Below are 26,609 nucleotides of genomic sequence, written 5' to 3' on the forward strand. Positions count from 1 at the left end.
GAGGCCCGTAGATGTCTTCCCAGATGACGGTTATTATCGCCGGTATCGTGCTGGTTGTGGCCATCGTGGTCGCGCTGGTCATCATGCGTCGAGGCGATTCCCGTTTTACCTACGATACACAGCATGGAACGGCCCCGCGCGCCACCGAGGGCGAGGGCAATACCGCGGCGACCGCCTTTAAGGGCCGCTTTTCCATCCTCACCACGGGTGTGGGCGCGATGTTTGCGGCACTTGCCGTCAAGCTGTGGGGCATGCAGATGGTCTCGTCGGACTATTACGAGAAGCAGGCCAATAGTAATCAGACTCGCACCGTTACCACACCCGCTGTGCGCGGCCGCATCCTCGACCGCAATGGCGTGGCGCTTGTCCAGAACCGTCCCTCACTTGCTGTCGTGGCCTACCGCGACCTTGCCGAGGATGAGGTTCTGGTTCGCCATCTTGCCAACGTGCTTGGAATGCCTTATGTGGCGGTCCTTCGCAATATTCAGGACAATACAGAGGGCGCTCAGAGCCTGCATACCATCGCGACGGACGTCCGTCGCTCCACGGTTGCCTATATCAAGGAACACGCCGGCGAGTTCCCGGGCGTCAAGATTGCCGAGCGTACCGAGCGCCAGTATCCATACGGCGAGACGGCATGCCATATCTTGGGCTATACCGGCACCATTACCTCCGAGCAGCTCGAGGCCCAGAATAAGAAAACCTCTGGCGATGATGATGCTTCTGCTGGCAAGATTACGTACCAGTCGGGCGATATCGTGGGCCAGGCGGGCGTTGAGAGCTACTACGAAAACCTGCTACAGGGTATTCGTGGCGAGCAGACCGTCAAGGTCGATGCCTCGGGCAATGTGACCGGTCAGGCCGGCGCCGTGCCCGCGAAGGCCGGCTCCGACATTAAGCTCACGCTCGACCTTAAGATCCAACAGGCCTGTGAGACGGCGCTGGCGAGCGCTATCGAGCTTGCCAAGACCACTGGCTACAGCAATGCCGGCAACGGCGCTGTGGTGTGTCTCGATCCCAACAATGGCGAGATCCTGGGCATGGCGAGCCAGCCCAAGTTCGATCCGTCCGTCTTTATCGGCGGCGTCTCAAATGACGTGTGGACCGAGCTCAATGATGACAAGGGTTCGCACCCGCTGCTCAACCGCGCCATTAGCGGACAGTACATGTCGGCCTCGACCATCAAGCCGCTCTCGGCACTGGCCGGTCTTGAGTTTGGAACCTACACTTCAACGCAGACAACCAACTGCACGGGTTATTGGACGGGTCTGGGCAAGGCTTGGGGCAAGCGCTGCTGGCTGACGTCTGGCCACGGCACCATGACGCTGCAGTCGGGTATCGCCAACTCGTGCGACCCCGTCTTCTACGACATGGGTAAGGCGTTCTTTTATGACGAGCAACATCCCGAGGGCCTGCAGGAGGTCTTTCGTCGCTGGGGCCTAGGCAAGACCTGCGGTATCGATCTGCCGAGTGAGGGCGCGGGTCGTATTCCCGATGCCGAGTGGAAAGAGTCATACTTCACCGACGCCTCTGCCGAGGACCGCAAGTGGAATGCCGGCGATATGACCAACATTGCTATCGGCCAGGGCGACATCCTGGTGACGCCCCTGCAGATGGCGTGCGCCTATATGGGTCTTGCCAACGGCGGCAAACAGTACGTGCCTCACGTATTTTTGTCTGCCGTGTCGCGCGATGGCGACGGCGATGCCTATAAGTACAATGGCAAGGGCAAGAAGAAGCGCCTGGAGGCCAAGATCAACAGCGATTCGGATTTGGCTCTTGTTCGCAACGGCATGCACGACGTGATTTACACGGCATCGACGTCCCTGGCGGCGCACTTTGGCACCCTGACGCCGCAGGTATACGGCAAGTCGGGCACGGGCGAGAAAAGTGGCGAGGACGAATACGCGTGGTTCTGCGCCTATGCACCGGCCGATGATCCCAAGTATGTCATCGCTACCGTCCTGGAGCAGGGCGGCGGTGGCTCAGATACCGCGATGCATGTCGTGCGCGACGTGCTCGGCGTGATTTATGACGAGCCCGATACCTCTTCGGCCTCGGGCGATTCTTCGGTTCGATAGGAGGTTGCGATGGATTTTTCTCCGGCGGATCTGTTCCGTTCAACCAAGACCGGCTCTCGCAGCAGCCTGGACCGCGTCAACAAGCAACTTTCGGCCTCGCGCGGCACGTTTCGCCAAAAGGTGCATATCGGTGTGCTCGTGGCTACTGTGGCGCTCGTCGCCTACGGTGCCATCATTATCTGGTCGGCTTCGCAGTTTAAGGCCGATGCTTCGTTCTCGCGCCATTTGCTGGGAATTGGCATCGGAGCGGTGCTGGCGGTGCTCGTCTGGCGAACCGACCTGCGCGGTATTTCCAATTTCTCGACGGCGTTGCTCGTCATCGACCTGATCGTGATCTTCTCGCCCAAGATTCCGGGTCTGTCCTATACGGGCGGTCTGGGCATGACGGGCTGGATCAAGATTCCCGGTATCGGCTTGACGTTCCAGCCGGTTGAGCTTGCCAAGCTCATCACCATCTTCTTTATTGCTACGCTTGGCTCGCAGTATAACGGTCGCATCGATACCGTTCGCGACTACGTCAAGCTCTGCGGCATGCTGTCCATTCCGTTTTTGGCCGTCGTTGCCATGGGTGACCTGGGCTCGGGCCTGGTCGTGCTGGTTTCGGGCGCCATCGTCATCTGCATGAGCGGTGCACGCCGCGAATGGGTGCTGTCGACCCTGGCCCTGCTCGTGGGCCTGGTGGCCCTCGTCCTGGCGCTTGATTCGGTCTTTGATTCGTTGCTCGGCCACGATGTGCTCATCAAGCAGTATCAGATGAACCGTCTGACGGTCTTTATCGACCCCGATAATGCCGATTCGGACGATGCCTACAACCTGCAGCAGTCGCTTATCGCCGTTGGCTCGGGCGGCTTCTTTGGTAAGGGCCTGGGGCATGCGACGCAGTCGGCCGGCGGCTTTCTGCCTGAGTTCCACACCGACTTCGTCTTCGCCTTCCTGTCCGAGACCTTTGGCTTTTGCGGTTCCTTTTTGCTCCTGTGCCTCTACGTGCTGCTGATCTTTTCGACGATTCGCGTCGCCTTTAAGTGCGAGTCGCTGTTTTTGCGTCTTTCGTGTGTGGGCATCGTTGGCATGTGGGCGTTCCAGACTTTCGAAAACATCGGCATGTGCATCGGCATGATGCCGATTACCGGTATTCCGCTACCGTTTATTAGCTTCGGTTCGTCTTCGATGATGATTCAGCTGCTGACGGTGGGTATCGTACAATCCATATGGCGGCATCGTTCGGGCGCCGCGTAACCGCTGGAGGGGTTTGCTATGAAAATTCCCGTAGATAAGCTGACCCGCGCTTTTAAGATGGGCGCGTCCGTTAAGAAGGATTCCGATACGCCGGTGCGCGTCTCGGTCTATCTGGATTCGTCCGCCTCGCGCTTTCTGGCCGAGACGGTGCGTGACGCCTTTGTGCCGCAGACGACCTCGGGCATTGTGCGCGTCGAGCGTCTGGGGGAGGAGCGAATTGCTCCAAAGACCGATACCGATGTGGTGCTGGTGCTCTCGTGTGGTTCCGACCGCTTGGAGAGTGCCGTGCAGGAGCTCGTGATCGCCGGCGCGCCCGTGTGCGTGCTTGCCGAGTCTGCTGTGGAGGTGCCGTTTATCGAGGAGTCCACGCCCATGCTCGGCGTGGTAGCGGCAATCGATAAGACGTATCTGCTCGAGACGCTTGCCCGCTGGATTCTCGATCGCACCGACAAGGAAACGGCTTTTGCGGCGAACTTTGCCTTCATGCGCATCGCGGCGGCCAACCGTATCATCACCTCGTGCGCGCTCACCAATATGGCGACCGGTGCACTGGTGTTTTTGCCGGGCGCCGATTATCCCGTTATGGCGCTGGCGCAGGTGGGCATGCTCTTTGAGCTCGCTGCCGTCTTTGGACGCGGCATTAAACCCGAGCGTGGCTACGAGGTCGCGGGCGTGCTTGCCGGCGGTCTTGTGATCCGCGCGGTCACCCGCGCGCTCGTCAAGCAGACGCCGCATATTGGGTTTGCCGTCAAGGCGCTCACTGCTGCCGCGGGCACCTATGGCATGGGCCGTGCGCTCGTTTCGCTCTACGAGCGCGATGTCGACTACAGCCGTGCCAATGAGGTGGTCACTGCCACGTTTTCCCGCGTTCGCGATCTTGTGACCACGGTCGCGGGCGCTACCCGTCCTATGGCGTCCTACCAGGACGCATCAGATCTCGCTGCTTAGGGGTTTTCCGTTGCGCGTTCCGTACCAAGATTGTTTTCATTTAATTGAGCCGTTGCTCGCCAAGGTCGAGAAGCCGAGCCGCTATATCGATCACGAGTGGGGCACGCTTTCCAAGGCCGATGCCGACTACCGTTGCTGCCTGATCTACCCGGATGTGTACGAGGTTGGTCTGCCCAACCAGGGCATCGCCATCCTCTACAACATCCTTAACCAGGCCGAGGGCATCTCCTGCGAGCGCGGCTATGTGCCGTGGCCCGATATGGGTGACGCCATGCGCGAGGCGGGCATTCCGCTGCTGTCGCTCGAGGGTGCAGCGCCGGTCGCTTCGTTTGATATCGTCGGCCTGCATGTGCCGCACGAGATGGCGGTGACGAACTTCCTCGAGGCTCTCGACCTCGCTGGCATTCCGCTGTTAGCGGCCGACCGAGGTGAAGACGACCCCATCATCATCGCCGGCGGCCCCTCGGTGTACAACCCCGAGCCGTACGCGGCCTTCTTCGATGCCATCCTCATCGGTGAGGGCGAGGAATCGCTGCTTGAGACCTGCCAGCTGCATCGCCGCCTGCGTGACGAAGGAGTCCCGCGCGCGCAGATTGTTGAGCAGCTTGCATCCATTGCCGGCAACTACGTGCCGTCACTCTATGAGGTTCGTCATGACGAGCCCTGCTCGCCGCATGGCTACACCGTGCCACGTGAGGGCAAGGATGCGCCGACCGTGGTCTACAAGCGCGTCGTCGAGGATTTCGGCGCCACGAATCCGCTGTCGCAGTCGTGCGTGCCCTATGCGCAGCTGGTTCACGACCGCCTGTCTATCGAGATCCTGCGCGGCTGCGCCCGCGGCTGTCGTTTTTGCCAGGCCGGCATGACGTATCGCCCGGTGCGCGAGCGCTCGGCCGACCAGATCGTCTCGTCGGTGATTCAGGGCCTGGAAAAGACTGGCTATGACGAGGTGTCGCTGACCTCGCTCTCCACGACCGACCACTCCTGCATTCGCGACGTGCTCGGCAGGCTCAACCGTCGCCTGGAGGATACGGGTATTCGCGTGTCTATTCCGTCGCAGCGCCTGGATTCGTTTGGCGTGGATATGGCCGAGTCGGTCGCCGGCGAAAAGAAGGGCGGACTAACGTTCGCGCCCGAGGCCGGCAGCCAGCGCATGCGCGACATCATTAACAAGAACGTGACCGAGGAGGACCTGGACCGTGCGGCCAAGGCGGCCTTCGAGGCCGGTTGGAACCGCATGAAGCTCTACTTTATGATGGGCCTTCCCGGCGAGCGCGATGAGGACATCGTGGCCATCGCCAATCTGGCCGATCACGTGCTGGAGCTCGGTCGTTCCGTGGTGCCCAAGGCTCGTCGCGGCTCGATTTCGGTGTCGATCTCGGTTTCGGTCTTTATCCCCAAGGCTGCCACGCCGTTCCAGTGGTGCCCGCAGCTCGACTACGACGACGTCAAGCGTCGCCAGAAGCTGCTTATCACGAGCGTTCGCAACCGTGCCGTCCGCGTGCATTACCACGATGCCGAGACCTCGCTCATCGAGGCCGCGCTTTCCCGCGCCGGTCGTGACATGACGCCCGTCATCATCGATGCTTGGCGCTCGGGCTCTCGCTTTGACGCCTGGGTAGAGCATTTCTCGCTCGATAACTGGAAGGAAGCTGCTGCCAAAAACGGCATCGACCTCAATGAGCTCGTGCACCTGCCCTACGAGTTGGACTGGCGCCTGCCGTGGGAGCACGTGAGCCCCGGCTGCACGCGCGGCTTCCTCGAGCGCGAGTACCGTCGCTCGCTCGAGGGCGTCACGACTCCCGACTGTACCCGCACGTCGTGCACCGGCTGCGGGATCTGCCCCACGCTCCACGCCAAGAATGTATTGATGGGTGATCGCGCATGAGTGAGCGCCTGACCGACAACCCCTCGCTCTTTAGACTTCGTGTTCGCTATGGCAAGCGCGATCGCCTTAAGTACCTGGGCCATCTCGAAGTAATCCATACCATTGAGCGCATCGTGCGCCGTGCGGGACTTCCCTATGCCGTCACGCAGGGCTTCTCTCCGCACATGCGCGTGGGCTTCTCTTCGGCGCTGCCGGTGGGTACGTCGTCGACCTGCGAGTGGTATGACCTGTTTATGACCGAGTTCGTGGCGCTCGACGAGGCGTTTGGGCGCCTGGCTGCGGCGTCTCCGGCCGATCTGGCGCCCATCGAGGCGGCGTACATCGACGTGCGCACGCCGGCGTTGACGGCGCAGCTCACGCGCCTGTCGTATCGCATCGACCTGCACTTGGATCCCGAGGCGCCCGTAAGCGCCGACGAGGTGCGTCGTGCGATCGACACGCTGCGCGCGGGCCACGGCATCGACTACGCGCGCGGCAAAAAGAGCAAGCGCTTGGATTTGGATCACACGCTCGTGGGCTATGAGCTCACGGCGGGGGAGCGCCCGGACCATTTGGTGCTCATGCTCGACACCCATGCCGACAACGAGGGCTCCATGCGTCCGGAAATTTTGCTTTCTGCTGCTGATGTTTTGTTGCAGGGCTTGACCCCGGGCGTGGATGCACCTATTGTTTCCACCGGTATGCAAGACCTCGTGACCATCTGCTCCTACGATGTCGAGCGTCAGAATCAAGCATGCGAGGACGACGAGGGCCGACTCGTCAGCCCCATACCTGTGCGAACTTGTGGATTTGCTCCACATACTCGTTGACGGGGGTATTTTCGCCTGCTACTATATTCGGCTGTTGCACTAACTGATGCATGAAGGGCAAGTAAACATGTACGCAATCGTTAACACGGGCGGCAAGCAGTACAAGGTCGCCACCGACGATGTCATCACCGTCGAGAAGATCGAGGGCAATGAGGGCGACAAGGTCACCCTGCCGGTTATCTTCCTCAACGATGGTAAGAAGATCGTCACCGATCCCGACAAGCTGGCCAAGGCCAAGGTTACCGCTCAGATCGTTGAGCAGTTCAAGGGCGAGAAGCAGCTGGTCTTCAAGTTCCACAAGCGCAAGCGCTATCGTCGTCTGAAGGGTCACCGTCAGCAGCTCACCAAGCTGAAGATCGTGAAGGTTCAGGCTACCTCCCGCGCCAAGAAGGCTGTCAAGGCAGAGGCTGAGGCTGTTGCCGAGGCTCCCGTCGCCGAGTAGATTACACTCGTAACGAAAGAGTAGGTATACACAATGGCACACAAAAAAGGACTCGGTTCCTCCCGTAATGGCCGTGACTCCCGCGGTCAGCGCCTTGGCACGAAGCGCTATGCCGGCCAGACGGTAACCACGGGCACGATTCTCGTCCGTCAGCACGGCACGCACATCCACCCGGGTGAGAACGTTGGCCGTGGTAAGGACGACACGCTGTTCGCGCTTGTCGACGGTACCGTTGAGTTCCACAAGGGTATCAAGCACAGGGTCAGCGTACGCCCGCTCGCGAACGTGTAATTCACCCTTCATAGAGCACATATGTGGGAGGCACTTGAGTTTTAGGATTCAAGGGTCTCCCTCTTTTTTGTAGGAGGCGATTCTGTTGTCACAGTTCACCGATATCAGCCGCATTAACGTGTGCGGCGGCGACGGCGGAGCCGGATGCATGTCGTTTAGGCGCGAGGCATTTGTCCCCAAGGGCGGCCCCGATGGCGGCGACGGCGGTCGTGGCGGCAATGTCGTCATCCAGGCCGATGCTCAGCTGTCTTCGCTGATCGATTACCGCTTTAAGCATCACTTTCGCGCCGAGCGCGGCACGCACGGGCAGGGTGCCCGTCGTAACGGCAAGAGCGGCGAGGACCTGATTCTCAAGGTCCCTATGGGTACCGTGGTGCGCGAGCTCGATCCCGAGACGCAGACCCCGATGTTTGAGATTGCCGACCTGGTGCACGACGGCGAGCGCGTCGTCGTGGCGCCCGGCGGTGCCGGCGGTCTGGGCAACACGCACTTTGTGACGTCGGTGCGTCGCGCTCCGGCCTTTGCCCAGTTGGGCGAACCGGCCGAGGAGCACTGGATCGAGCTCGAGATGAAGCTTATGGCCGATGCCGCGCTCGTGGGCTTTCCCTCCGTGGGTAAGTCATCGCTCATCGCGCGCATGAGTGCCGCCCGTCCCAAGATTGCTGACTACCCGTTTACCACGCTCGTGCCGAACCTCGGCATGGTGCGTGCCGGTGAATATTCTTACGTCGTTGCCGACGTCCCCGGTCTTATCGAAGGCGCGAGCGAGGGTAAGGGCCTGGGTCACCAGTTCCTGCGCCACATTGAGCGTACGGCCCTGATCATGCACGTCGTCGACATGACGGGTGGTTTTGAGGATCGCGATCCGGTCGAGGATTACCACATCATCAACCGCGAGCTCGAGCAGTATGGCGCCGAGCTTTCGGAGCGTCCGCAGATCGTCGTTGCCAACAAGTGCGATGCGCCGGGCACGGCCGACAAGATTGCCGACCTCAAGCGCGCAGCGCTCGACGATGGACATATGTTCTTTGCCGTGTCTGCCGTGACGGGCGCCGGCCTCAACACGCTGATGCTTGCCGTGGGCGAGCAGGTGGCTAAGCTGCGCGCCGAGTTGGCTGTCTCGGATGAGCCGGTCGTTCTGCGCGACGATGAGTGGGAGCGCCGTCGCCTGCAGCGTGAGAAGCGTTTCCGCATTGTTCAGGAAGAGCCCGGTGCCTTCCGCGTGGTCGGTCGTGCCATCGAGCGCATGGTCATCCAGACCGACTGGGAAAACGAGGAAGCCGTCATTTACCTGCAGCATAAGTTTGCGCGTATGGGTGTTGACGACGCGCTCGAGAAGGCCGGTTGCCGTGCGGGCGACGAGGTCCGCATTTGCCAGCGCGCCTTTGACTTTGAGGGCGCCGAGGACTTCTCGGAGTACGAGGAGCTCGAGGATGCTGGCGAGGACGTTGCCGTTGAAGCCATTGACGTGGCCGATGCTGCGGATGAGGGAGTCGAGGTTGTCGATGCGGCGGATGCCGCGGGCGATGCCGAGACCTCGGAGGGCGAGTAAGCCATGTCGCTGCGCGGTGGAATCGGTCTGCCCGAGCTTCCTCTAGAGGACGGGCAGGAGTTTAGGCTCGGCATTATGGGTGGCACCTTTGATCCCATCCATTACGGGCACCTGGTGACCGCCGAGCAGGCGCGCGAGTCGCTCGACTTGGACGCTGTGCTCTTTATGCCGGCGGGCTCTCCTGCCTTTAAGCTTGACAAGCCGGTGACGCCTGCCGAGGACCGTTATGCCATGACGGTCCTCGCCACCGCCGCGAACCCGGCCTTTTTGGCGAGCCGGTTCGAGATCGACCGTCCGGGTGTAACCTATACGGCCGATACGCTTCATGCCCTTCGCGACTTTTACCCGTCGCAGGTAAAGCTCTACTTTATTACGGGCGCCGACGCGATTATCGATATTGTGACTTGGCATGATGCCGAACGAATCGCTGAGCTTGCTACCTTTATTGCGGCGACGCGACCGGGCTTTGATATCGATACGGCGCGTGCCCGAATCAAAGAGTCGGGGCTGCCGTTCGACGTGCGCTATATTCAGATTCCGGCGCTGGCGATCAGCTCGACGAACATTCGCAAGCGTGTTGCCCGCGGTATGAGCGTGCGCTATCTTACGAGCGAGTCCGTGCTCGGCTACATTCGCAAACGCAGGCTATATGCCGATTTGGGCCAAGAAGATTTTGAGTGATGGGGGTCTACGTTGTCGGTAGAGGATCAGTTTGAGGGCGATGAGCGCGCGCTGCTCAAGCGCATTCAAGAGCTGCTCGATGTTCGCATGAAGGATAAGCGCAAGCGCTATGTGCATTCGCTGGGTGTTGCCGAGACCGCACTTCATCTGGCCGAGGTCTACGGCGTTGACCGCTTTGATGCCGCTGCCGCCGGCCTGATCCATGACTGGGACAAAGTGCTCTCCGACGACGAGCTGGTCACGCGCGCTCTGCATTACGGCATTAAGATTGCCGGCTCTCCTTCCGCCGCGACGCCGCTTTTGCATGGCCCTGTTGCCGCCTATGAACTTCCGCAGCTTTTTCCCGAACTGTCGCCGGCCGTTTTCCAGGCTGTCGACCGTCACACCGTGGGTGACTGCGACATGACCCCGCTCGATATGGTGGTCTTTGTGGCCGATGCCATCGAACCCAACCGCCACGGCGATTATGCCCATGCGCTGCGCAAGATGGTGGGGAAGTCCTCACTCGACGAGTTGTTCTTCTCCTGTTTTGCGCAGGGTCTGGTCTATGTGATCCAGTCCGGGCGCTATCTTTATCCCACGGCTATTTCGATTTACAACCATTACGCCCAGCTGCGCTAGCTCGGGCTGACTAGAAAGAGGTATTCCATGGCCGACGAGACCATGACCGACGAGCAGATTCTTGAAGGTGTGGAGCACAAGAGCTTCGCCGCCACGTCCGACCGCACTGCCGCCTCGCTGTCCGCGAGCGGTGTCGCCGCCGAGGATGTCGCCCGCGCCGCCGCGCAGGCCGCCTACGACAAGAAGGGCGAGGACGTTCAGGTGCTCGACCTGACCGAGCTTTCCGATGTGTGCGACTACTTTGTGCTCGCCACCGGTACCAACAACCGCCAGGTCGATTCGATCGTCGACGAGATCGAGGAGAAGGTCGCCGAGGCTTGCGGCGAGCATCCGTTCTCCATCGAGGGCCGCGAGCAGAAGACCTGGATGCTCATGGACTACGGTTCGGTTGTCGTCCACGTCTTCACTCCCGAGGCGCGCGACTTCTACCGTCTCGAAAAGCTCTGGGGTGACGCCCCCCAGCTCCCCCTCAACCTCCTCTAGTAGCTCATTTGAGACGGGGTTTAGCTACCCTCACGCATATCGCCGGGCAGGTGCGGTTTCCGCACCTGCCCGGCTTTCTTTTTGCCCAAAGGCGGTTAATCGTTGAAGCGGGATTGGCGGCCGAAGGAAAGGGCGGTGTCGCCGAATTTGTCTCGGACGGCGTCGATGGCGACGGAGAGGTCGCGGCGGTCGCTGGATTGGGCTCCGCGGTCATCGATCTCGCAGAACAGGTCAGTCTGGATGCCGCCTTGGTGGTCGAAGTCGCTCATGCCGATGCCCGCTAAGCGAACATGCATGCCATCCTGCCAGATGTTGTCGAGCAGTTCGAGTGCAACCGCCACGAAGATGTTCTCATCGTCGGTCGGATGAGGCAGCCGGCGCTGTGCCGTACGCCCGCTGCCATACGAATACTTAAGCTTGAGCGTTACCGTGGCACCCGTCAGCCCCTGACGGCGCAGGCGGCGTCCCACTGACTCTCCCAACAGCGCAATCGCCGCCTCAATATCCCCACGCTCAGTCAAATCTTTCGCAAAGGTGCGTTCATTGCTGACCGATTTGACCTCGCGCTCTTCATCGAGACTCGTGACTTCGGAGATTTCGAGTCCTTGCGCACGCTGGCGCATGCGTTCGCCGTTGACGCCAAAAATAGAGGCCAAGGTGGATTCCGGTGCACGTGATAGCTCGCCGAGGGTGTAGATGCGCATGCGGCGCAGTCGCTCCTCGGCCGAGCGCCCGATGCCGCTCATGGCAGATACCGGCAGCGCGGCCAAAAAGCGCTGCTCGGTTCCGGGGCGCACGATGGTCAGCCCAAACGGCTTATCCCGCTCGCTTGCGATTTTTGCGACCGTCTTGTTGCAGCCCACGCCAATGGAGCACGTCACTCCCAGCTCTGCCACGCGACCGCTTATACGCCGCGCAACCAGCAGCGGGTCTTCGGGCGCAAAGCGACCCGGTGTGATATCGATGAAGGCTTCGTCGATGGATACGCGCTCAACGCGCGGGGTCTCGTCGGCGAGAATTGCCATAACGTGCGCGCTCACCTCGCGGTAGCGATCAAAGTGCCCGTGCGTCCAAATGGCTTGCGGGCACAAGCGCCGCGCCTCGGCTGAGGGCATGGCGGAGTGCACGCCAAAGCGACGTGCCTCATACGAACACGTGGACACGACGCCACGCGAATCGGCGTCTCCGCCCACGATGAGCGGCTTTCCGCGCCATTCGGGATGATCGAGCATCTCCACGCTCGCAAAAAACGCATCAAGGTCCATCAGACCCACCGCCGGACCCGTCCAGGGAGGCGGCGTGACGCCCATGGCATCCTCATAACCGTATGTATGTTCGCGTCTTTCCATGTCATGAGTATACCGCGCAGCTCATGTGGGGTGCGTGTATGTGCTTGCAAATCCCGAATTCTTGTCTAAGATATGGATTTGCCCTCGACTACACCGAAGAAGTTGGTCTCACGGACTTCACCTGCCCGCGTCGATGGCGTATTATGTTCAACTGTTTGTTTGTAGTTGCAGCCTAAAGCTGCTTGGTTGGAGGAGTTTCCTTTGGCAGTCAAGATTCGCCTTGCTCGTCACGGCGCTAAGAAGCGTCCGTACTACCGTGTCGTCGTCGCCGATTCCCGCGCCCCGCGTGACGGTCGTATCATCGAGGAGGTTGGCCGCTACAACCCGATGACCGCCCCCAAGACCATCAACCTTGACCTCGAGAAGATCGCCGACTGGCAGTCCAAGGGCGCTCAGCTCACCGACGCCGTCGCCGCTCTGGTCAAGGCCGCCAACGAGGGCGAGAAGACCGAGACCGTCGTCAAGAAGTCCAAGAAGCAGCTCGCCAAAGAGGCCGAGGCCGCTAAGGCTGCCGCTGAGGCCGCTGAGGGCGCCGAGGAGTAAATCGTGCCTGAGGTTGACGCTGCACAGCTCGAGGGTGAGGCAATGCTCTCAGATCGCATCGCCGATCTCGTCGAATATCTCGTTGTTCAGATCGTCGACGACCCGGATTCCGTGAGCCTTGAGGTCATCGATGGTGATGACGCCTCTACGATTGAGGTTTCGGTCGCCGAGGATGACGTCGCTAAGGTCATCGGCCGTCGTGGCCGTACCATCAAGGCCATTCGCACGCTCGCCCGTGCACTGGCTGCTCGCCTCGACACTGCTGTCGAGGTAGAGGTTCTGGGCTAGGACCTTGAGGTCCCAGTACAAAAACATCGCCCGTGTGGTCAAGCCGCACGGAAGGAAGGGGGAGGTCCTCGCGCAGCCGCTGCGGGGGCTTCCTTCTGTATTAGAGCCGGGTATGCGCGTCGCCCTGACGCCGCCGGCGCTCAAGCGCGACCGCTTTTGCACGGTCGTGTCCGTCACCGATACGGGCGATGGCGATCTGGTCTCGTTTGAGGGCATTGACGACTTGACGGCCGCCGAGGGCATCACGGGATGCTACGTGCTGGCAAATCGTGACGACTTTGAGCTCGATTCGCTCGACGCTGCCTATACCGACCTGATGGGTCGCGAGGTGGTCGACGAGCGCTTCGGTTCGCTCGGCACGATCGTCGAGATCATGTCGACGCCCGCTAACGATGTTTGGGTTGTCGAGGGCGATCGGTACGGCGAGGTACTGATTCCCGTGATCGAGCAGGTCGTGCTCGATCTTCCCGACACAGGAACAATTTCCGTCCATGTTATGGACGGCCTGATCGATATGGACAAGTAGGGAGGACAACATGCTGATCGAGACCCTTTCGGTCTTTCCCGAGATGTTTGAGCCCGTCATGTCCACATCGATTTTGGGCCGCGCCCGCAAGGCCGGCCTTTTTGATTTTAAGGCGTATAACCTGCGCGACTGGACGCACGACCGCCATCGTACCGTCGATGACGAGCCGTACGGCGGCGGGCAGGGCATGCTCATGAAGGTCGAGCCTATCGCAGAGGCCATCGAGGCCATTAGCGCAGAGGGTCCCAAGCCCACGGTTGTGTTCTTCACCCCCTGTGGCGAGCCCTTTACGCAGCATGTGGCCGAGCGCCTGCTCAAAAGTGAGCGCCTGCTGTTTGTGTGCAGTCGCTACGAGGGCGTCGACGAGCGCGCGTATGCGTATGCCGATGAGCGTCTGTCGATCGGCGACTACGTGCTTACGGGCGGCGAGCTTCCCGCTATGGTCGTTGCCGATGCCGTCGTACGCCTGATTCCCGGCGCCCTGGGCGACGAGATGAGCAACGTGGACGAGTCGTTCTCGACCGCCGAGGATGGAGGCCTGCTCGAGTACGCGCAGTACACCCGTCCTGCCGAGTTCAACGGCGAGGGCGTGCCTCCGGTGCTTGTGAGCGGCGATCATGCTAAGGTCGATGCGTGGCGTCGTAAGAACGCCATCGAGCGCACCTGTCGTTGGCGTCCCGATCTGATTGAGACGGCGCGGCTCACGCCCGAGGAGCGCGCTTACGCGCAGGAGATTCTGGACGCTTCGTATTCGCAGAGCGAGGAGTGAGGATGGTTCCATCGCAGCATTCCGTGCTAAAGGGTGCGTTTGAGTGGATCGTGGTCGTCGCGATCGCACTGGTCGCTACCTTCTTGATTCGCTCGTTTGTGGTCGAACCCTTTGTGGTACCCACCGGTTCCATGGAGTCCACGATCGAGATTGGCGACCAGATCCTGGCACAAAAGGTGAGCCTCGAGCTCGGTCAGCCCGTCAAGCAGGGCGATATCGTGGTGTTTCACAACCCCGATGGCACCTCCGAGCATGATGTTCTTGTCAAGCGTGTTATTGCCACGGCCGGGCAGACGGTCGACCTGCAGGATGGCAAGGTGGTCGTTGACGGCCAAGCGCTCGACGAGGACTATACGACGGGCATGAGCTGGCCACTTTCGGTCCAAGCGCCCGGCGCTCAGGTAAGCTATCCCTACACCGTTCCCGACGGGTGCGTGTGGGTGATGGGCGACAACCGCGAGAACTCTGCTGACTCCCGCTACTTTGGCCCGGTCGACCGCTCCGAATTGATCGCCGTGGCGCTCGTGCGTTACTGGCCGCTCAACCGTCTGGGCGCTATCGACTAAAAACCGCTATAGTACAGTACCTAACCGTGTAATCGTTTCGACGAGGGGATATTAGAGGCATGAACGCTTCATCGCTTTCCTTCCAAGACATCATCCTGCGCCTCCGGCAGTACTGGGGCGAGCAGGGCTGCGTCATCATGCAGCCCTATGACTCCGAGGTCGGTGCCGGTACCTTCCATACCGCGACCACGCTGCGCTCGCTCGGTCCCGCCGAGTGGCGCACCTGCTATGCGCAGCCTTGCCGCCGTCCCGCCGACGGCCGCTACGGCGAGAACCCCAACCGCATGCAGCACTACTATCAGTTCCAGGTGCTCATCAAGCCCTCACCGGTCAACGCCCAGGAGCTTTACCTGGGGTCTCTTGCCGCTATCGGTCTGGACCCCAACGACCATGACGTCCGCTTTGTCGAGGACGACTGGGAGAGCCCGACGCTCGGCGCCTGGGGCCTTGGCTGGGAGGTCTGGCTCAACGGCATGGAGGTCACGCAGTTTACGTACTTCCAGCAGGTAGGCGGCATCGAGGTCGACCCCGTGCCCGTCGAGATCACCTATGGCCTAGAGCGCATTGCCATGTATGCGCAGGGCGTTAACTCGGTCTACGACTTGGTGTGGAGCTACCTGCCCGACGGCACGCCCATGACCTATGGCGACGTGTTCCTCGAGAACGAGCGCGAGTTCAGTGCCTATAACTTTGAGGTCGCAAACGTCGAGATGATGCGTCAGAAGTTTGACGACTACGAGGCCGAGTGCCATTCCTGCCTGGAGCGCAAGCTGCCGCTGCCGGCATATGACTGCGTCATGAAGTGCAGCCACGCTTTCAACCTGCTCGATGCTCGCGGCGCCCTGTCCGCGGTCGAGCGTGCCAACTACATCCTGCGCGTCCGCGCCGTCGCCAAGGCGTGCTGCGAGGCCTACATGGCCGAGGTCGCCGGAGTCAACGAGAATGCCGATCAGGAAGGCGAGGTGGCGTAAGCCATGGCAGACGCTAAGGATTTCCTGTTTGAGATCGGTACGGAAGAAATGCCCTCCGCACCGCTGAACAATGCCGTCAAGCAGCTTGGCACCATGATCGCCAAGGGTCTCGACGAGGCCGGTCTGGCCCACGGCGAGGTCCGTGTGATCTCGAGCCCGCGCCGCCTGGCTGCGCTCGTTGCCGACGTCGCCACCGCGACCGACGAGGTTCACGAGGTCAAGCGCGGCCCCGCGGCCAACATCGCCTTCGATGCCGATGGTAACGCCACCAAGGCCGCCCAGGGCTTCGCCCGCAAGTGCGGTGTGGCTGCCGAGGATCTGGTTCGTCGCGAGGACACCGACGGCCGTGAGTACGTCTTTGCCGAGAAGAACATCCCTTCCGCCCCGGCCACCCCGATCCTGACGGCCCTGTGCGAGAAGACTATCGCTGGCCTGCAGTGGCCCAACTACCGCTCTCAGCGCTGGGGTCACGAGCATGCGACCTTTGTTCGTCCGGTCCGCTGGATCTGCTGCCTTCTGGGCGAGGACGTTGTGCCCGTGTCGTTTGCCGACGTGACGAGTGGCAACACCACGCGTGGTCATCGCGTGCTTGGCCCCGGTGACCATGTGGTCGCCAGCCCCGCCGTCTACGAGCAGGTGCTCGAGGACGCCGGCGTGCTTTCTGCCGAGCGCCGTCGCGAGGCCATCCTTGCCGGTATCGCCGAGGTCGAGGCTGCCCGTCCCGGCTGCCATGTCGATACGCCCAAGAAGGTCTTTGAGGAGGTCATCAACCTCTGCGAGTGGCCGACGGTGCTCGTCGGGACCTTCGATGAGGAGTTCCTCAAGGTCCCGCACGAGATCATCTGCGAGTCCATGCTCACCAACCAGCGCTACTTCCCGATCTATGACGGCGAGGGCAAGCTCACGCGTGAGTTCGTGGTCGTCTCCAACAGCAAGCCCGAGAACGCCGAGCGCGTGATCGACGGCAACGAGCGCGTTGTGCGTGCCCGTCTGGACGATGCCAAGTTCTTCTACGAGGAGGACCTGAAGATCTCCCTCGACGAGTTCCGCGAGCGTCTGGCCAAGGTCGCCTTCCAGGAGAAGCTCGGTAGCGTGCTCGCCAAGTCCGAGCGCATCGAGCAGCTCGCGCTCGCTATTGCCCGTGAGGCACACCTGGGTGCTCACCTGGCAGCCGATGCCGCTCGCGCCGCGCACCTGTGCAAGGCCGACTTGGTATCCAACGCCGTCGTCGAGTTCACGAGCCAGCAGGGCGTGATGGGCGGTTACTACGCCACCGCGATGGGGGAGAACGATGAGGTCGCCCACGCCATTCGCGATCATTATCGTCCCCGCTTTGCCGGTGACGAGCTGCCCGAGGGCACCGCTGGCTGCATCGTGGCCTGCGCCGACAAGCTCGATACCATCGCCGGTATCTTTGCCATTGGCGAGCTCCCGACCGGCTCCTCCGATCCCTACGCGCTGCGTCGTGCCGCTATCGGCATCATCAACATCCTGCGCGACCGTCTGCCGATCGATCCCACGTCGCTTATCGACTTTGCCCTTGAGCTCTATAGCGAGCAGGGTATCGAGTTCGACGCCGCCGAGGTCGCTCAGCAGGTTCGCGACTTCTTCCACGGCCGTCTGGTGAGCATGGCCCGCGACGAAAAGATCCCGGCCGATACCGTTGCCGCCGTCTCCGCGGTGCACATCATCGCCCCGTCCGTCTTCTTCGCCCGCTGCGCCGCCCTCGACGAGGCCCGCAAGAACGACGCTGAGACGTTCGATAACCTGGCGACCGCCTATGCCCGCGCCGCGCACATCTCCAAGCCCGAGCTGGGCGCGGAGTACGACCGCGCCCTGATGGGCGAGGTCGAGCTCGCGCTTGCCGATGCCTCCGAGGCTGCTCAGACCGCTGTCGACGCCGCCCTTGCTGCCGAGGATTACCCGGCCGCATTTGCCGCCCTTGCCGCCCTGCGCGCCCCCATCGACCGCTTCTTCGACGAGGTCATGGTCATGGATAAGGACGAGCAGCTTCGCGATAATCGCCTTAAGCTGCTCAACCGCTTCGAGGCCGTTTTCTCCGGCATCGCAAACATCGGTGAGCTTGCTCGCAAAAAGTAAGCCAGCCTGCGCATAAGCGCAAAAGGAGCCCCGCATGGATTGCCCGGTCACCGCTCGTCCCACCGTTATCGTTATCTCCGACTCGCTCGGTGATACCGCTTGTGAGGTGGTGCTTGCGGCGTCCGGGCAATTTGATGAAGGGGCTTTTCGTCTCTTGCGCCTGCCCAAGGTGAACTCGGTGGAGCAGGTCAAGTCGTTTGTGGGTCCGCGCGTCGATGCCGATCATCGCGATATTGCCGTGTTCCACACCATTGTCGATCCGGCGCTTCGCGCCCGTGTGCTCGATTACCTGGGCATGCTGCATATCCGTTCGGTCGACCTGATCGGCCCGACGCTCGCCGTGCTGTCGTCGCTCATCGGTGTGCCGCCCAAGGGCGTTGCGGGCGTGATTCACAAGACCGATGACCGCTATTTCCATCGTATCGAGGCCATGGAGTATTTCGTTGAGCACGATGACGGGCGCGGCTGCGACGATCTGTCGGGTGCCGATATCGTGCTGCTGGGCGTATCGCGTACGTCCAAGACGCCGCTGTCGATGTATTTGGCCTATCAGGGCTACAAGGTCGCCAATGTCCCACTGGCGCATGGCATGGAGCCGCCCAAGTCGATTTACGAGGTCGACCCGATGCGCCTGTTCGGCCTGATTTCGACCGTCGATGTGATTTCCGAAATTCGCGATAGCCGCTTGTGCGATGACTACGCTCGTGCCGTTGCCGGCTCCTATGCCGAGCCTGAGAGCGTGCACAGCGAGCTCGAGGAAGCCCGTGCGCTCATGAAGCGCCTAGGCTGCTTTGTGGTGCGTACCGACGGCAAGGCCATCGAGGAAAGCGCAGCCGAGATCATTAGCCACTTGGAGGAAATCCAAGAAGCCCGTGCCCGCCGCGCCGCCCGTCGAGCCTAATAGTAGCAGCATTTTGATAAAGCGATTTAGCAAAAATATCGCATCTGACCTGCACTTTCTTACAGTGGTATATTCATAAGGTAACCACCTTTACCTACCGTTTACCGCCAGTTTTAGCACGTTTACCAAACCGCGCATCCTCTGCTTAAGCCCGCTCAAAACCCGCCGTATAGTTCCCTCACGGCCCGCATTTGGCGGGTCGATTCGTTACCACGGTCGTGCGCGTAAGTGCATGAAAGGGGAAGTATCGTGAGCGATTGCAAGAGGGTTTACCGTTTTGGAACCGACGCCCAGGGCACCTGTGTCACTGAGGGCGACAAGTCCATGAACTTCGTGCTTGGCGGCAAGGGCGCAAACCTTGCCGAGATGAGCCGCATCGGCCTGCCGGTTCCCGGTGGCTTTACCATTACCTGCCAGACTTGCGTCGAGTACTCCGGTGCCGGCAACGTGTGGCCCGAGGGCGCACTCGATGAGATCGTTGCTGCCGAGGCGGACCTCGAGGCCCGCTGCGGCAAGAAGCTCGGCGACGCCTCCGATCCGCTGCTCGTGTCGGTTCGTTCGGGCGCTCCGTTCTCCATGCCCGGCATGATGGACACGGTCCTCAACTTAGGCCTCAACGACGACTCCGTTCAGGGGCTCATCGCCCAGACGCAAAATCCGCGTTTTGCTTGGGATAGCTACCGCCGCTTTATTCAGATGTTCTCCAACGTCGTTATGGGCGTTGACGCCGACCTGTTCGAGAACGCCCTGACCCAGGCCCGTCTGGTCGCCGGCGTTCGCGTCGATTCCGAGCTTTCGGCTGAGGACCTGCAGGAACTCGTCGAGACCTTTAAGGGCATCTTCTCCGAGAACGTCGATGCCTCCCTGTATCCCGAGCTCGAGGTCGCTGACGGCAAGCCCGTCTTCCCGCACGACCCGGAGCTTCAGCTACGCCTTGCCATCCAGGCCGTCTTTGGCAGCTGGATGAACGAGCGTGCCTGCATCTACCGCAAGCAGCATGGCATTTCCGACGACCTCGGCACCGCCGTCAACGTGCAGGCCATGGCCTTTGGCAACAAGGGCGAGACCTCTGCGACGGGCGTCGCCTTTACGCGTAATCCGGCCGACGGCACCAAGGAGTTCTACGGCGATTTTCTGGTTAACGCCCAGGGCGAGGACGTCGTCGCCGGCATCCGCAACACCGAGCCCATTGCCGACCTCAAGACCACCCCGGGCCTCGAGTCCGCAGGTGAGGAGCTTGAGCGCGTGTTCCTGACGCTCGAGGATCATTATCGCGATATGTGCGATATCGAGTTCACCATCGAGCAGGGCAAGCTCTGGATGCTCCAGACCCGCGTGGGCAAGCGCACCGCCACCGCCGCCCTGCGCATCGCTATCGAAATGGTCGAGGAGGGCCTGATCACCCGCGAGGAGGCCGTGAGCCGCATCGATCCCGCGCAGCTCGACCAACTCCTGCACCCGCAGTTTGACGCCTCCAAGAAGTACGAGGCGCTGGCCAGCGGTCTTAACGCCAGCCCCGGTGCCGCCGTGGGCGAGGTCGTGTTCTCGAGCGACGACGCCGTCACGCGTTCCGCCGAGGGCCACAAGGTCATTCTGGTTCGTTGGGAGACCAACCCCGACGACCTGAAGGGCATGGTCGCCGCCGAGGGCATCCTGACCAGCCACGGTGGCAAGACGAGTCATGCCGCCGTTATCGCCCGCGGCATGGGTACGCCCTGCGTCTGTGGCGTTGAGCGCTTCCATATCGACGCCGCCGAGAAGGTCGTGCGCATCGAGGGCAGCGACCGCGTGCTGCGCGAGGGCGATGTCATCTCCATCGACGGCACCCAGGGCATCGTCGTCGACGGCGCCGTCGACCTGGTCTCCGCCGAGCTTACCGGCGATCTGGACACCATCCTGTCCTGGGCCGACGAGATTCGCCTGGACGAGACCTGTGGCCATGCCAACCATGTGCGCGTCAACGCCGACAATCCCGAGGATGCCGAGCTTGCGCTCGAGTTTGGCGCCGAGGCCATCGGCCTGTGCCGCACCGAGCACATGTTCCTGGGCGACCGCAAGAACATCATCCAGAGCTTTATCCTGTCTGACGATGAGGCCGTGAAGCAGCAGGCCCTGACCGACCTGCTCAAGGTTCAGACCGAGGACTTCCTGGCGATGTTCAAGACCATGTCCGGTCGCGATGTGGTCGTCCGCCTGCTCGATCCGCCGCTTCATGAGTTCCTGGATAATCCTCGCGAGCTCGAGGTCGCCATCACCAAGAAGGAAGCCGCCGGCGCCAGCGAGGAAGAGCTTGCAGCCCTGCGCGCCCGCCTGCGTCGTATCGACGGCATGGTCGAGTCGAACCCCATGCTCGGCCTGCGCGGCGTTCGCCTGTCCGTCGTCTTTAGCGATCTGCCACTCATGCAGGTTCGCGCCGTCGCCACGGCTGCTGCCCGCCTTATCAAGGAGGGCGTCGACCCGCGACCCGAGATCATGGTTCCGCTCGTCTCCATCACGGCGGAGCATGTCCAGACCCGCGAGGTCATCGAGCGGGTAATCGCCGAGGTTTCTGCCGAGGAGGGCGTCGAGCTCAATATTCCCGTGGGCACGATGCTCGAGCTGCCACGCGCCTGCATGGTCGCTGACGAGATCGCGCATCATGCCGACTTCTTCTGCTTTGGCACCAACGACCTCACCCAGACCACCTTCGGCTTCTCTCGTGACGATGCCGAGGCTAAGTTCATCCCGCTGTACATGCACAAGAAGATCTTGAAGGACAACCCCTTCGAGACCATTGACACGGCGGTGCTCGAGCTGGTGCGCATGGCCGTCGAGAAGGGCCGCGCCACCAACCCCGACATGCACTTTGGCGTGTGCGGCGAGCACGGCGGCGACCCCAAGTCCATCAAGGGTCTGTTTAATGTGGCCGACGTGGACTACGTGTCCTGCTCGCCTTACCGCGTGCCCCTCGCACGCCTGGCTGCCGCCCAGGCCAAGCTCGAGGCGAAGCGCTCCGCCTAACGTTTTGGGTTCAGACGCCTAACGTAGCCCCCCTTCATGCCGTCCGTCTCATTCGTGAGGCGGACGGTTATCATGTGCGGGTTTTGTCTTTTTGTCTGCGTAAAAAATTGTTCTTGCAGCAGAAACCCGCGCGTGTATACTCGAATACGTTTGTTCAACTACGTGCCGGCCAGAGTGGTACGGCACCTCTAGAAGAGTAAGGAATTGCACATGGATTACATCCGCGCAATCGAGCGTCAGCAGATCCGCGAGGACATTCCTCAGGTTCGCGTCGCCGACAACGTCAAGGTTCACTACCGCATTAAGGAAGGCGACCGCGAGCGCATCCAGGTCTTCCAGGGCGACGTCATCCGCATGGCCGGCGCCGGTGCCCGCGAGACCTTCACCGTCCGCAAGATGTCCTTCGGTGTCGGTGTTGAGCGTACCTTCCCGCTTCACAGCCCCAAGATCGCCAAGCTCGAGGTCGTTCGTCATGGTCGCGTCCGTCGCGCCAAGCTGTACTACCTCCGCGACAAGGTGGGCAAGGCTGCTCGCATCCCCGAGAAGCGCTAAGAAGATCGCAGCGTCTGTCCACTCGTTTGGACGTAAGGGTCACCTTCGGGTGGCCCTTCTTTTTATCTGATTTGCATGCAAGGAGGGCCTGGTATGGCCAATATGACGAGCTCGGTTTCGGCATCGCAGGTTGCCGGAGAGCTGGCGAGCGCAACGTTTGAGGAGATCCCCGCCCTCGTGGAGCATTATCGCGAGGACCCGCGCCAGCAGGTGATCAAGGCTTGTGAACGCGCCCTCAAACGCCATTCCAAAGAGGTTGCCGAGCGCGAGCGCGTCAATGGCATGTACGAGCTTATGCATGAGCTTGGCGGCGATGGGGTGGTCGTTGGTGTCGACGAGGTGGGCCGTGGCTCGGTAGCGGGTCCCTTAACCGTGTGTGCCGTGTGCCTTCCCATGGAGCCGCGCGTCTGGGGCATCAACGATTCCAAAAAGCTCACGCCGGCGCGCCGCGAGCTGCTCTCTGTGAAGATTGCCGAGGTGGCGACGGCGATTGGTTTTTGCCATATCGCGCCTAAGGATATCGATGAGATGGGTATGGCCCGCGCCATCCGCGTTGCCGTCGCGGGCGCCGTGGCCGATACGGGACTTGAACCCGACTGCGTCCTCATGGATGGCAACCCCTTGGGCGCCGTTCCCAATGAGCGCGACGTGGTGAAGGGCGATGCCAAGATCGCCTGTATCGCCGCGGCGTCCATCATGGCCAAGGTCACGCGTGACGAGATGATGGTCGAGTACGACGCCGAGTACCCCGAGTACCATCTGGCCGAGTCGAAGGGCTATGCGAGCCCCGAGCACATCGAGGCCATTCGCAAACATGGACTTTGTCCGCTGCACCGCGTGAGCTTTTGCGGAAACTTTCTGCAGACTGAGCGCCTTTTCTAGGTCAATTGTGGAGACAGGGACCTCTGGGGTTTTATAAACCTGCTGGTAGCGGGCCGTATGCAACACCATTGCTGCGTACGGCCCGTTTTTTGACGGCATTTGGTCAGCTTTTGGTTTGCTTCCGGTACTTACCCGCATGAAAGGTGCTCTCATCATCGGGGCAATGCAGTGTGCGGGAAAGGAGACCCCATGAGTGCCGCAAGCAAAAAGAGTAAGACGCAGCAGCTCAAGGAGTGTTGGGAAAACGGCAAGCTCGACTGCGGGGCGATGACGCCCGAGTTTATCAAGGGACTCAGTCCTCGCGAGCTGGGCATGCTGGGCGAGCTGATCACCATCGACTACTTTAACGAGCGCGGCTACACCTTGCTGGAGCAGGGTTATCGTTGCACCGAGGGCGAGGCCGACCTGGTGCTGCTCGATGAGCTCGACGATGTCGTGGTGATGGCCGAGGTCAAGACCAGACGCGTTGCGCTGGATTGCAGCACGCGGGTCTTTCCCGAGGAGGCCGTGGACGCCCAAAAGCAACGTCGCTACCGCCGCATCGCAAGTTGCTATCTCATGGAGCATTATCCGCTCAAGGCGATTCGCTTCGATGCCGTGGGCGTTACCATTCGCGGCGGGCATATCGCCGAGATCGAGCACCAGTACAACGCGTTCGATTGGCAGGTGTCGTGATGGCGTTCGAGACGTTTGCCGTTCACGCGGCCTGCATCCGCGGCGTCGAGGCGATTCCCGTCACGGTCGAGGTCTCGCTTGCCGGCGGCGTTCCGGGCATCCAGATGCTCGGCATACCGAGTATGGAGGTGATGGAGTCGCGCGGTCGTATTCGCTGCGCGATGCGCTCCGCCGGGTTCGAGATCCCGCGCTCGGGCATTACGGTCAATCTGGCGCCCGGCGATATCCGCAAGACCGGTAGCGGCTTTGATCTGCCCATCGCCATCGCGGTATTGGCGGCCGATGGGCAGATTCCCCGCGACAACCTCGATCGTTGTCTTATCGCTGGTGAGCTTGGCTTGGACGGTACGGTGCTTCCTGTCAAGGGCGAGGTGGCGTTTCAGTTATTGGCGCGTGATTTGGGGCTGTCCTTTATCGCCGGCAGGTCAGACCAGCATGTGCCACTCGCGGGCGTGGATTGCGGATTCATCGATCATTTGTCTCAGCTTGCTCATGGTATGGGCGATGCCGCGCGGCACTACTTGGATTCCGAGGGCGTCGAGGCGACCTTTGAGCCTGAGCTCGACTATGCCGACGTGCTGGGGCAGGAAGTCGCTAAACGCGGCATGGCGCTTGCGGCGGCAGGAGAACTCGGCTTGCTCATGATCGGGTCTCCGGGATCGGGCAAGACGATGCTCGCACGCCGTATGACCGGCATCCTGCCCGAGCTTTCCGTTGAGGATCAGCAGGAGGCACTGTGCATCCATTCGGTTTTGGGTGAGAACATTGATGGCTTGTTGGCGGGGCACCGCCCCTTCCGCAGTCCCCACCACAGTATTTCGACCGCAGGCCTTATCGGCGGCGGGCGCCCGGTGCACCCGGGTGAGATCAGCCTTGCTCATGGCGGCGTGCTCTTTTTGGACGAGCTTGCCGAGTTTCCCACTGGCGTGCTGCAGACGCTGCGTCAGCCCATCGAGCGCGGCTACGTGAGGATCGTACGCGTCGACGGGGCTTTTACCTTCCCGTCGCGCTTTCAGCTGCTGGCTGCGAGCAATCCCTGCCCCTGCGGCTTTTTGGGCGATCGCGAGGTGCCGTGTCGCTGCTCGGCGGCGATGGTCGAGCGCTATCGGTCTAAACTGCGCGGTCCTTTGGCCGACCGTATCGACATGATGATCGATGTGACCCGTCCCGACCCTCAAGTGATTATCGAGGGTGCGGAGGGCATGTCGTCGGCCGAGTTACGTGACTACGTTGTGCGCTGTCGCGCCTTTCGCGCTTGGCGCGAATCCCGCATGGACGATGCGGATGCCGAGGCCGAGGATGACGAGACACGGTCCATTGACGGCGTCGTTTCGACCTTTGAGCTCGATGATGCGGCGGAGAAGTGTGTGCTCGGCCTGTCGAAGCGCACGCATCTCACAGGGCGTGGCATCGTGCGCCTTGTTCGCATTGCGCGCACGATCGCAGATGTCGCCGAGAGCGAGCAGGTGACGCAGGACCACGTGCTCGAGGCGGCGATGTACCAGGGAAGGAGGGACCAATGATGGCTGAGGGGACCTTCGAGCTGCATCCAGGTGACGCGTTGTATCCCGAGACCGTTTTGGAGCTTTCTGATGTACCTCAGACGCTCTATGTGCGCGGCAACCCCGAGGCGCTTTCGACGCCCGCGCTCTCCATCATCGGTGCGCGAAAGGCCTCGCCGTATGGTCTTGCCGTGGCAGAGCTTGCGGCGAAGGTGGCGGTTGAGGCGGGAGTGACGGTAGTTTCGGGCGGTGCGGTCGGTTGTGACCAGGCCTCGGGTTGGGCTGCGGTCAACGCCGGCGGCAAACACGTTGTGGTGCTGGGGACGGGCGCCGACGTGGTCTACCCGCGTTCGAGCGCGGGGCTGATTACGCGCACGCTTGATACGGGTGGCGCGGTCGTGTCGATCTCTCCGTGGGGCATGGGTCCGCGCAAGTTCGCCTTTCCGCGCCGCAATCGCGTAATCGCGGCCCTGTCGCAAGCCCTCTTTGTATCCGAGGCGGGTATGCCTTCTGGGACGTTTTCCACAGCCGAGGCTGCTATGGATTTGGGGCGCGAACTTCTTGCCGTGCCGGGGTCGATCCTATCGCCCGAGTCGCGTGGCACGAATTACCTCATTGCGAACGGTGCCTGCTGCATCGTCGACGAGGAATCTATCGAGATGGCTATCTCACGCATCTACGGAACCCTGCGCTACTCGCGCCCCGATGCTCCCGGCATTGCCGACCTGGATCCAACGCAGCAGACCGTGATGCATGCGCTCATCGCCTCTCCGCTCAAGGTCGACGACATCGCGGCGCTCGTCTCGCTCGATGCTGTCGGCGTACTCAAACTCTTGGGTTCGCTTGAACTCGAGGGTCTTATCGAGCGCATGATGGATGGAAGGTATGCGCCCTCCAAGTTTGCCCTTCACGCCCAGACACCCTTCGGTCACAATGGAAAACGTGTCAATTAG

26 protein-coding genes are annotated in these 26,609 nt (G+C 61.5%); 25 read left to right on the forward strand and 1 reads right to left on the reverse strand.

Features of this window, described 5'->3' with window-relative positions; genetic code table 11:
- Positions 1–11: 11 nt before the first annotated feature.
- The 11 genes from mrdA (at position 12) to rsfS (ending at position 11,032) form a co-directional block, all read left to right on the forward strand.
- The gene (gene mrdA, locus I2G40_RS05130) at positions 12–2,081 is read left to right on the forward strand and encodes a penicillin-binding protein 2 (RefSeq protein WP_138374980.1); all 2,070 of its coding nucleotides are present in this window, start codon (positions 12–14) and stop codon (positions 2,079–2,081) included.
- Positions 2,082–2,090: 9 nt separating this feature from the next.
- Positions 2,091–3,317 (forward strand): FtsW/RodA/SpoVE family cell cycle protein, encoded by a 1,227-nt coding sequence (locus I2G40_RS05135; RefSeq protein WP_022094759.1) that lies wholly within the window; start codon positions 2,091–2,093, stop codon positions 3,315–3,317.
- 18 nt (positions 3,318–3,335) lie between these two features.
- Positions 3,336–4,265 carry a YcjF family protein gene (locus I2G40_RS05140; RefSeq protein WP_117745944.1) on the forward strand — a complete coding sequence of 310 codons (930 nt, stop codon included), beginning with the start codon at positions 3,336–3,338 and terminating at the stop codon, positions 4,263–4,265.
- Positions 4,266–4,275: 10 nt separating this feature from the next.
- Positions 4,276–6,153: a TIGR03960 family B12-binding radical SAM protein gene (locus I2G40_RS05145; protein WP_118094270.1), complete on the forward strand. Its 1,878-nt coding sequence runs from the start codon at positions 4,276–4,278 to the stop codon at positions 6,151–6,153.
- Positions 6,150–6,962, forward strand: coding sequence for a TIGR03936 family radical SAM-associated protein (locus I2G40_RS05150; protein ID WP_055285117.1), 813 nt, complete (start codon positions 6,150–6,152; stop codon positions 6,960–6,962). Before I2G40_RS05145 ends, I2G40_RS05150 begins: the two co-directional genes overlap by 4 nt.
- A 67-nt stretch (positions 6,963–7,029) precedes the next feature.
- A complete protein-coding gene (gene rplU / locus I2G40_RS05155) occupies positions 7,030–7,404 on the forward strand; it encodes a 50S ribosomal protein L21 (RefSeq protein ID WP_035138585.1) in 375 nt (124 codons plus the stop codon).
- A gap of 33 nt (positions 7,405–7,437) precedes the next feature.
- A complete protein-coding gene (gene rpmA / locus I2G40_RS05160) occupies positions 7,438–7,695 on the forward strand; it encodes a 50S ribosomal protein L27 (protein WP_195544403.1) in 258 nt (85 codons plus the stop codon).
- 85 nt (positions 7,696–7,780) lie between these two features.
- Positions 7,781–9,247, forward strand: coding sequence for a GTPase ObgE (obgE, locus tag I2G40_RS05165; protein ID WP_022094754.1), 1,467 nt, complete (start codon positions 7,781–7,783; stop codon positions 9,245–9,247).
- A 3-nt stretch (positions 9,248–9,250) separates the two neighbouring features.
- A complete protein-coding gene (nadD, locus tag I2G40_RS05170) occupies positions 9,251–9,928 on the forward strand; it encodes a nicotinate-nucleotide adenylyltransferase (RefSeq protein ID WP_022094753.1) in 678 nt (225 codons plus the stop codon).
- 87 nt (positions 9,929–10,015) lie between these two features.
- Positions 10,016–10,549: a bis(5'-nucleosyl)-tetraphosphatase (symmetrical) YqeK gene (yqeK, locus tag I2G40_RS05175; RefSeq protein ID WP_172677985.1), complete on the forward strand. Its 534-nt coding sequence runs from the start codon at positions 10,016–10,018 to the stop codon at positions 10,547–10,549.
- Between the two features lie 27 nt (positions 10,550–10,576).
- Complete coding sequence (rsfS, locus tag I2G40_RS05180; protein WP_022094751.1) at positions 10,577–11,032, forward strand: ribosome silencing factor; 456 nt, start codon at positions 10,577–10,579, stop codon at positions 11,030–11,032.
- A 95-nt stretch (positions 11,033–11,127) separates the two neighbouring features.
- On the opposite strand, the gene dinB is transcribed toward rsfS, so the two are convergent.
- Positions 11,128–12,381, reverse strand: a complete 1,254-nt coding sequence (dinB, locus tag I2G40_RS05185) for a DNA polymerase IV (protein WP_195544404.1) — start codon at positions 12,379–12,381, stop codon at positions 11,128–11,130.
- 201 nt (positions 12,382–12,582) lie between these two features.
- On the opposite strand from dinB, the gene rpsP reads away from it, so the two are divergent.
- The 14 genes from rpsP to I2G40_RS05255 all read left to right on the forward strand — a co-directional run bounded on the left by rpsP (position 12,583) and on the right by I2G40_RS05255 (position 26,609).
- On the forward strand, positions 12,583–12,924 hold the full coding sequence (gene rpsP / locus I2G40_RS05190; RefSeq protein ID WP_022094749.1) for a 30S ribosomal protein S16: 342 nt from the start codon (positions 12,583–12,585) through the stop codon (positions 12,922–12,924).
- 42 nt (positions 12,925–12,966) lie between these two features.
- Positions 12,967–13,212 carry a KH domain-containing protein gene (locus I2G40_RS05195; protein WP_171021534.1) on the forward strand — a complete coding sequence of 82 codons (246 nt, stop codon included), beginning with the start codon at positions 12,967–12,969 and terminating at the stop codon, positions 13,210–13,212.
- A 34-nt stretch (positions 13,213–13,246) separates the two neighbouring features.
- Positions 13,247–13,738 carry a ribosome maturation factor RimM gene (gene rimM / locus I2G40_RS05200; protein ID WP_226812527.1) on the forward strand — a complete coding sequence of 164 codons (492 nt, stop codon included), beginning with the start codon at positions 13,247–13,249 and terminating at the stop codon, positions 13,736–13,738.
- Between the two features lie 10 nt (positions 13,739–13,748).
- The gene (trmD, locus tag I2G40_RS05205) at positions 13,749–14,507 is read left to right on the forward strand and encodes a tRNA (guanosine(37)-N1)-methyltransferase TrmD (RefSeq protein WP_055285126.1); all 759 of its coding nucleotides are present in this window, start codon (positions 13,749–13,751) and stop codon (positions 14,505–14,507) included.
- A gap of 2 nt (positions 14,508–14,509) precedes the next feature.
- Entirely contained in the window at positions 14,510–15,073 is a 564-nt protein-coding gene (lepB, locus tag I2G40_RS05210) for a signal peptidase I (protein WP_055309866.1), read from the forward strand.
- A gap of 59 nt (positions 15,074–15,132) precedes the next feature.
- Positions 15,133–16,044, forward strand: a complete 912-nt coding sequence (locus tag I2G40_RS05215) for a glycine--tRNA ligase subunit alpha (protein WP_195544405.1) — start codon at positions 15,133–15,135, stop codon at positions 16,042–16,044.
- A 3-nt stretch (positions 16,045–16,047) separates the two neighbouring features.
- Positions 16,048–18,144 (forward strand): glycine--tRNA ligase subunit beta, encoded by a 2,097-nt coding sequence (gene glyS / locus I2G40_RS05220; protein ID WP_195544406.1) that lies wholly within the window; start codon positions 16,048–16,050, stop codon positions 18,142–18,144.
- A gap of 34 nt (positions 18,145–18,178) precedes the next feature.
- The gene (locus I2G40_RS05225; RefSeq protein WP_195544407.1) at positions 18,179–19,045 is read left to right on the forward strand and encodes a pyruvate, water dikinase regulatory protein; all 867 of its coding nucleotides are present in this window, start codon (positions 18,179–18,181) and stop codon (positions 19,043–19,045) included.
- Between the two features lie 249 nt (positions 19,046–19,294).
- A complete protein-coding gene (gene ppdK / locus I2G40_RS05230) occupies positions 19,295–22,045 on the forward strand; it encodes a pyruvate, phosphate dikinase (protein WP_195544408.1) in 2,751 nt (916 codons plus the stop codon).
- A gap of 210 nt (positions 22,046–22,255) precedes the next feature.
- Positions 22,256–22,597 carry a 50S ribosomal protein L19 gene (gene rplS, locus I2G40_RS05235; protein ID WP_006236098.1) on the forward strand — a complete coding sequence of 114 codons (342 nt, stop codon included), beginning with the start codon at positions 22,256–22,258 and terminating at the stop codon, positions 22,595–22,597.
- Positions 22,598–22,690: 93 nt separating this feature from the next.
- Positions 22,691–23,479, forward strand: a complete 789-nt coding sequence (locus I2G40_RS05240) for a ribonuclease HII (RefSeq protein ID WP_055309871.1) — start codon at positions 22,691–22,693, stop codon at positions 23,477–23,479.
- Positions 23,480–23,668: 189 nt separating this feature from the next.
- Positions 23,669–24,154 (forward strand): YraN family protein, encoded by a 486-nt coding sequence (locus tag I2G40_RS05245; RefSeq protein ID WP_055309872.1) that lies wholly within the window; start codon positions 23,669–23,671, stop codon positions 24,152–24,154.
- Positions 24,154–25,677 carry a YifB family Mg chelatase-like AAA ATPase gene (locus I2G40_RS05250; protein WP_195544409.1) on the forward strand — a complete coding sequence of 508 codons (1,524 nt, stop codon included), beginning with the start codon at positions 24,154–24,156 and terminating at the stop codon, positions 25,675–25,677. Before I2G40_RS05245 ends, I2G40_RS05250 begins: the two co-directional genes overlap by 1 nt.
- A complete protein-coding gene (locus I2G40_RS05255) occupies positions 25,677–26,609 on the forward strand; it encodes a DNA-processing protein DprA (protein ID WP_148331238.1) in 933 nt (310 codons plus the stop codon). Before I2G40_RS05250 ends, I2G40_RS05255 begins: the two co-directional genes overlap by 1 nt.

It is taken from the genome of Collinsella aerofaciens (assembly GCF_015558785.1).
Taxonomy (GTDB): Bacteria; Actinomycetota; Coriobacteriia; order Coriobacteriales; family Coriobacteriaceae; genus Collinsella; species Collinsella aerofaciens_P.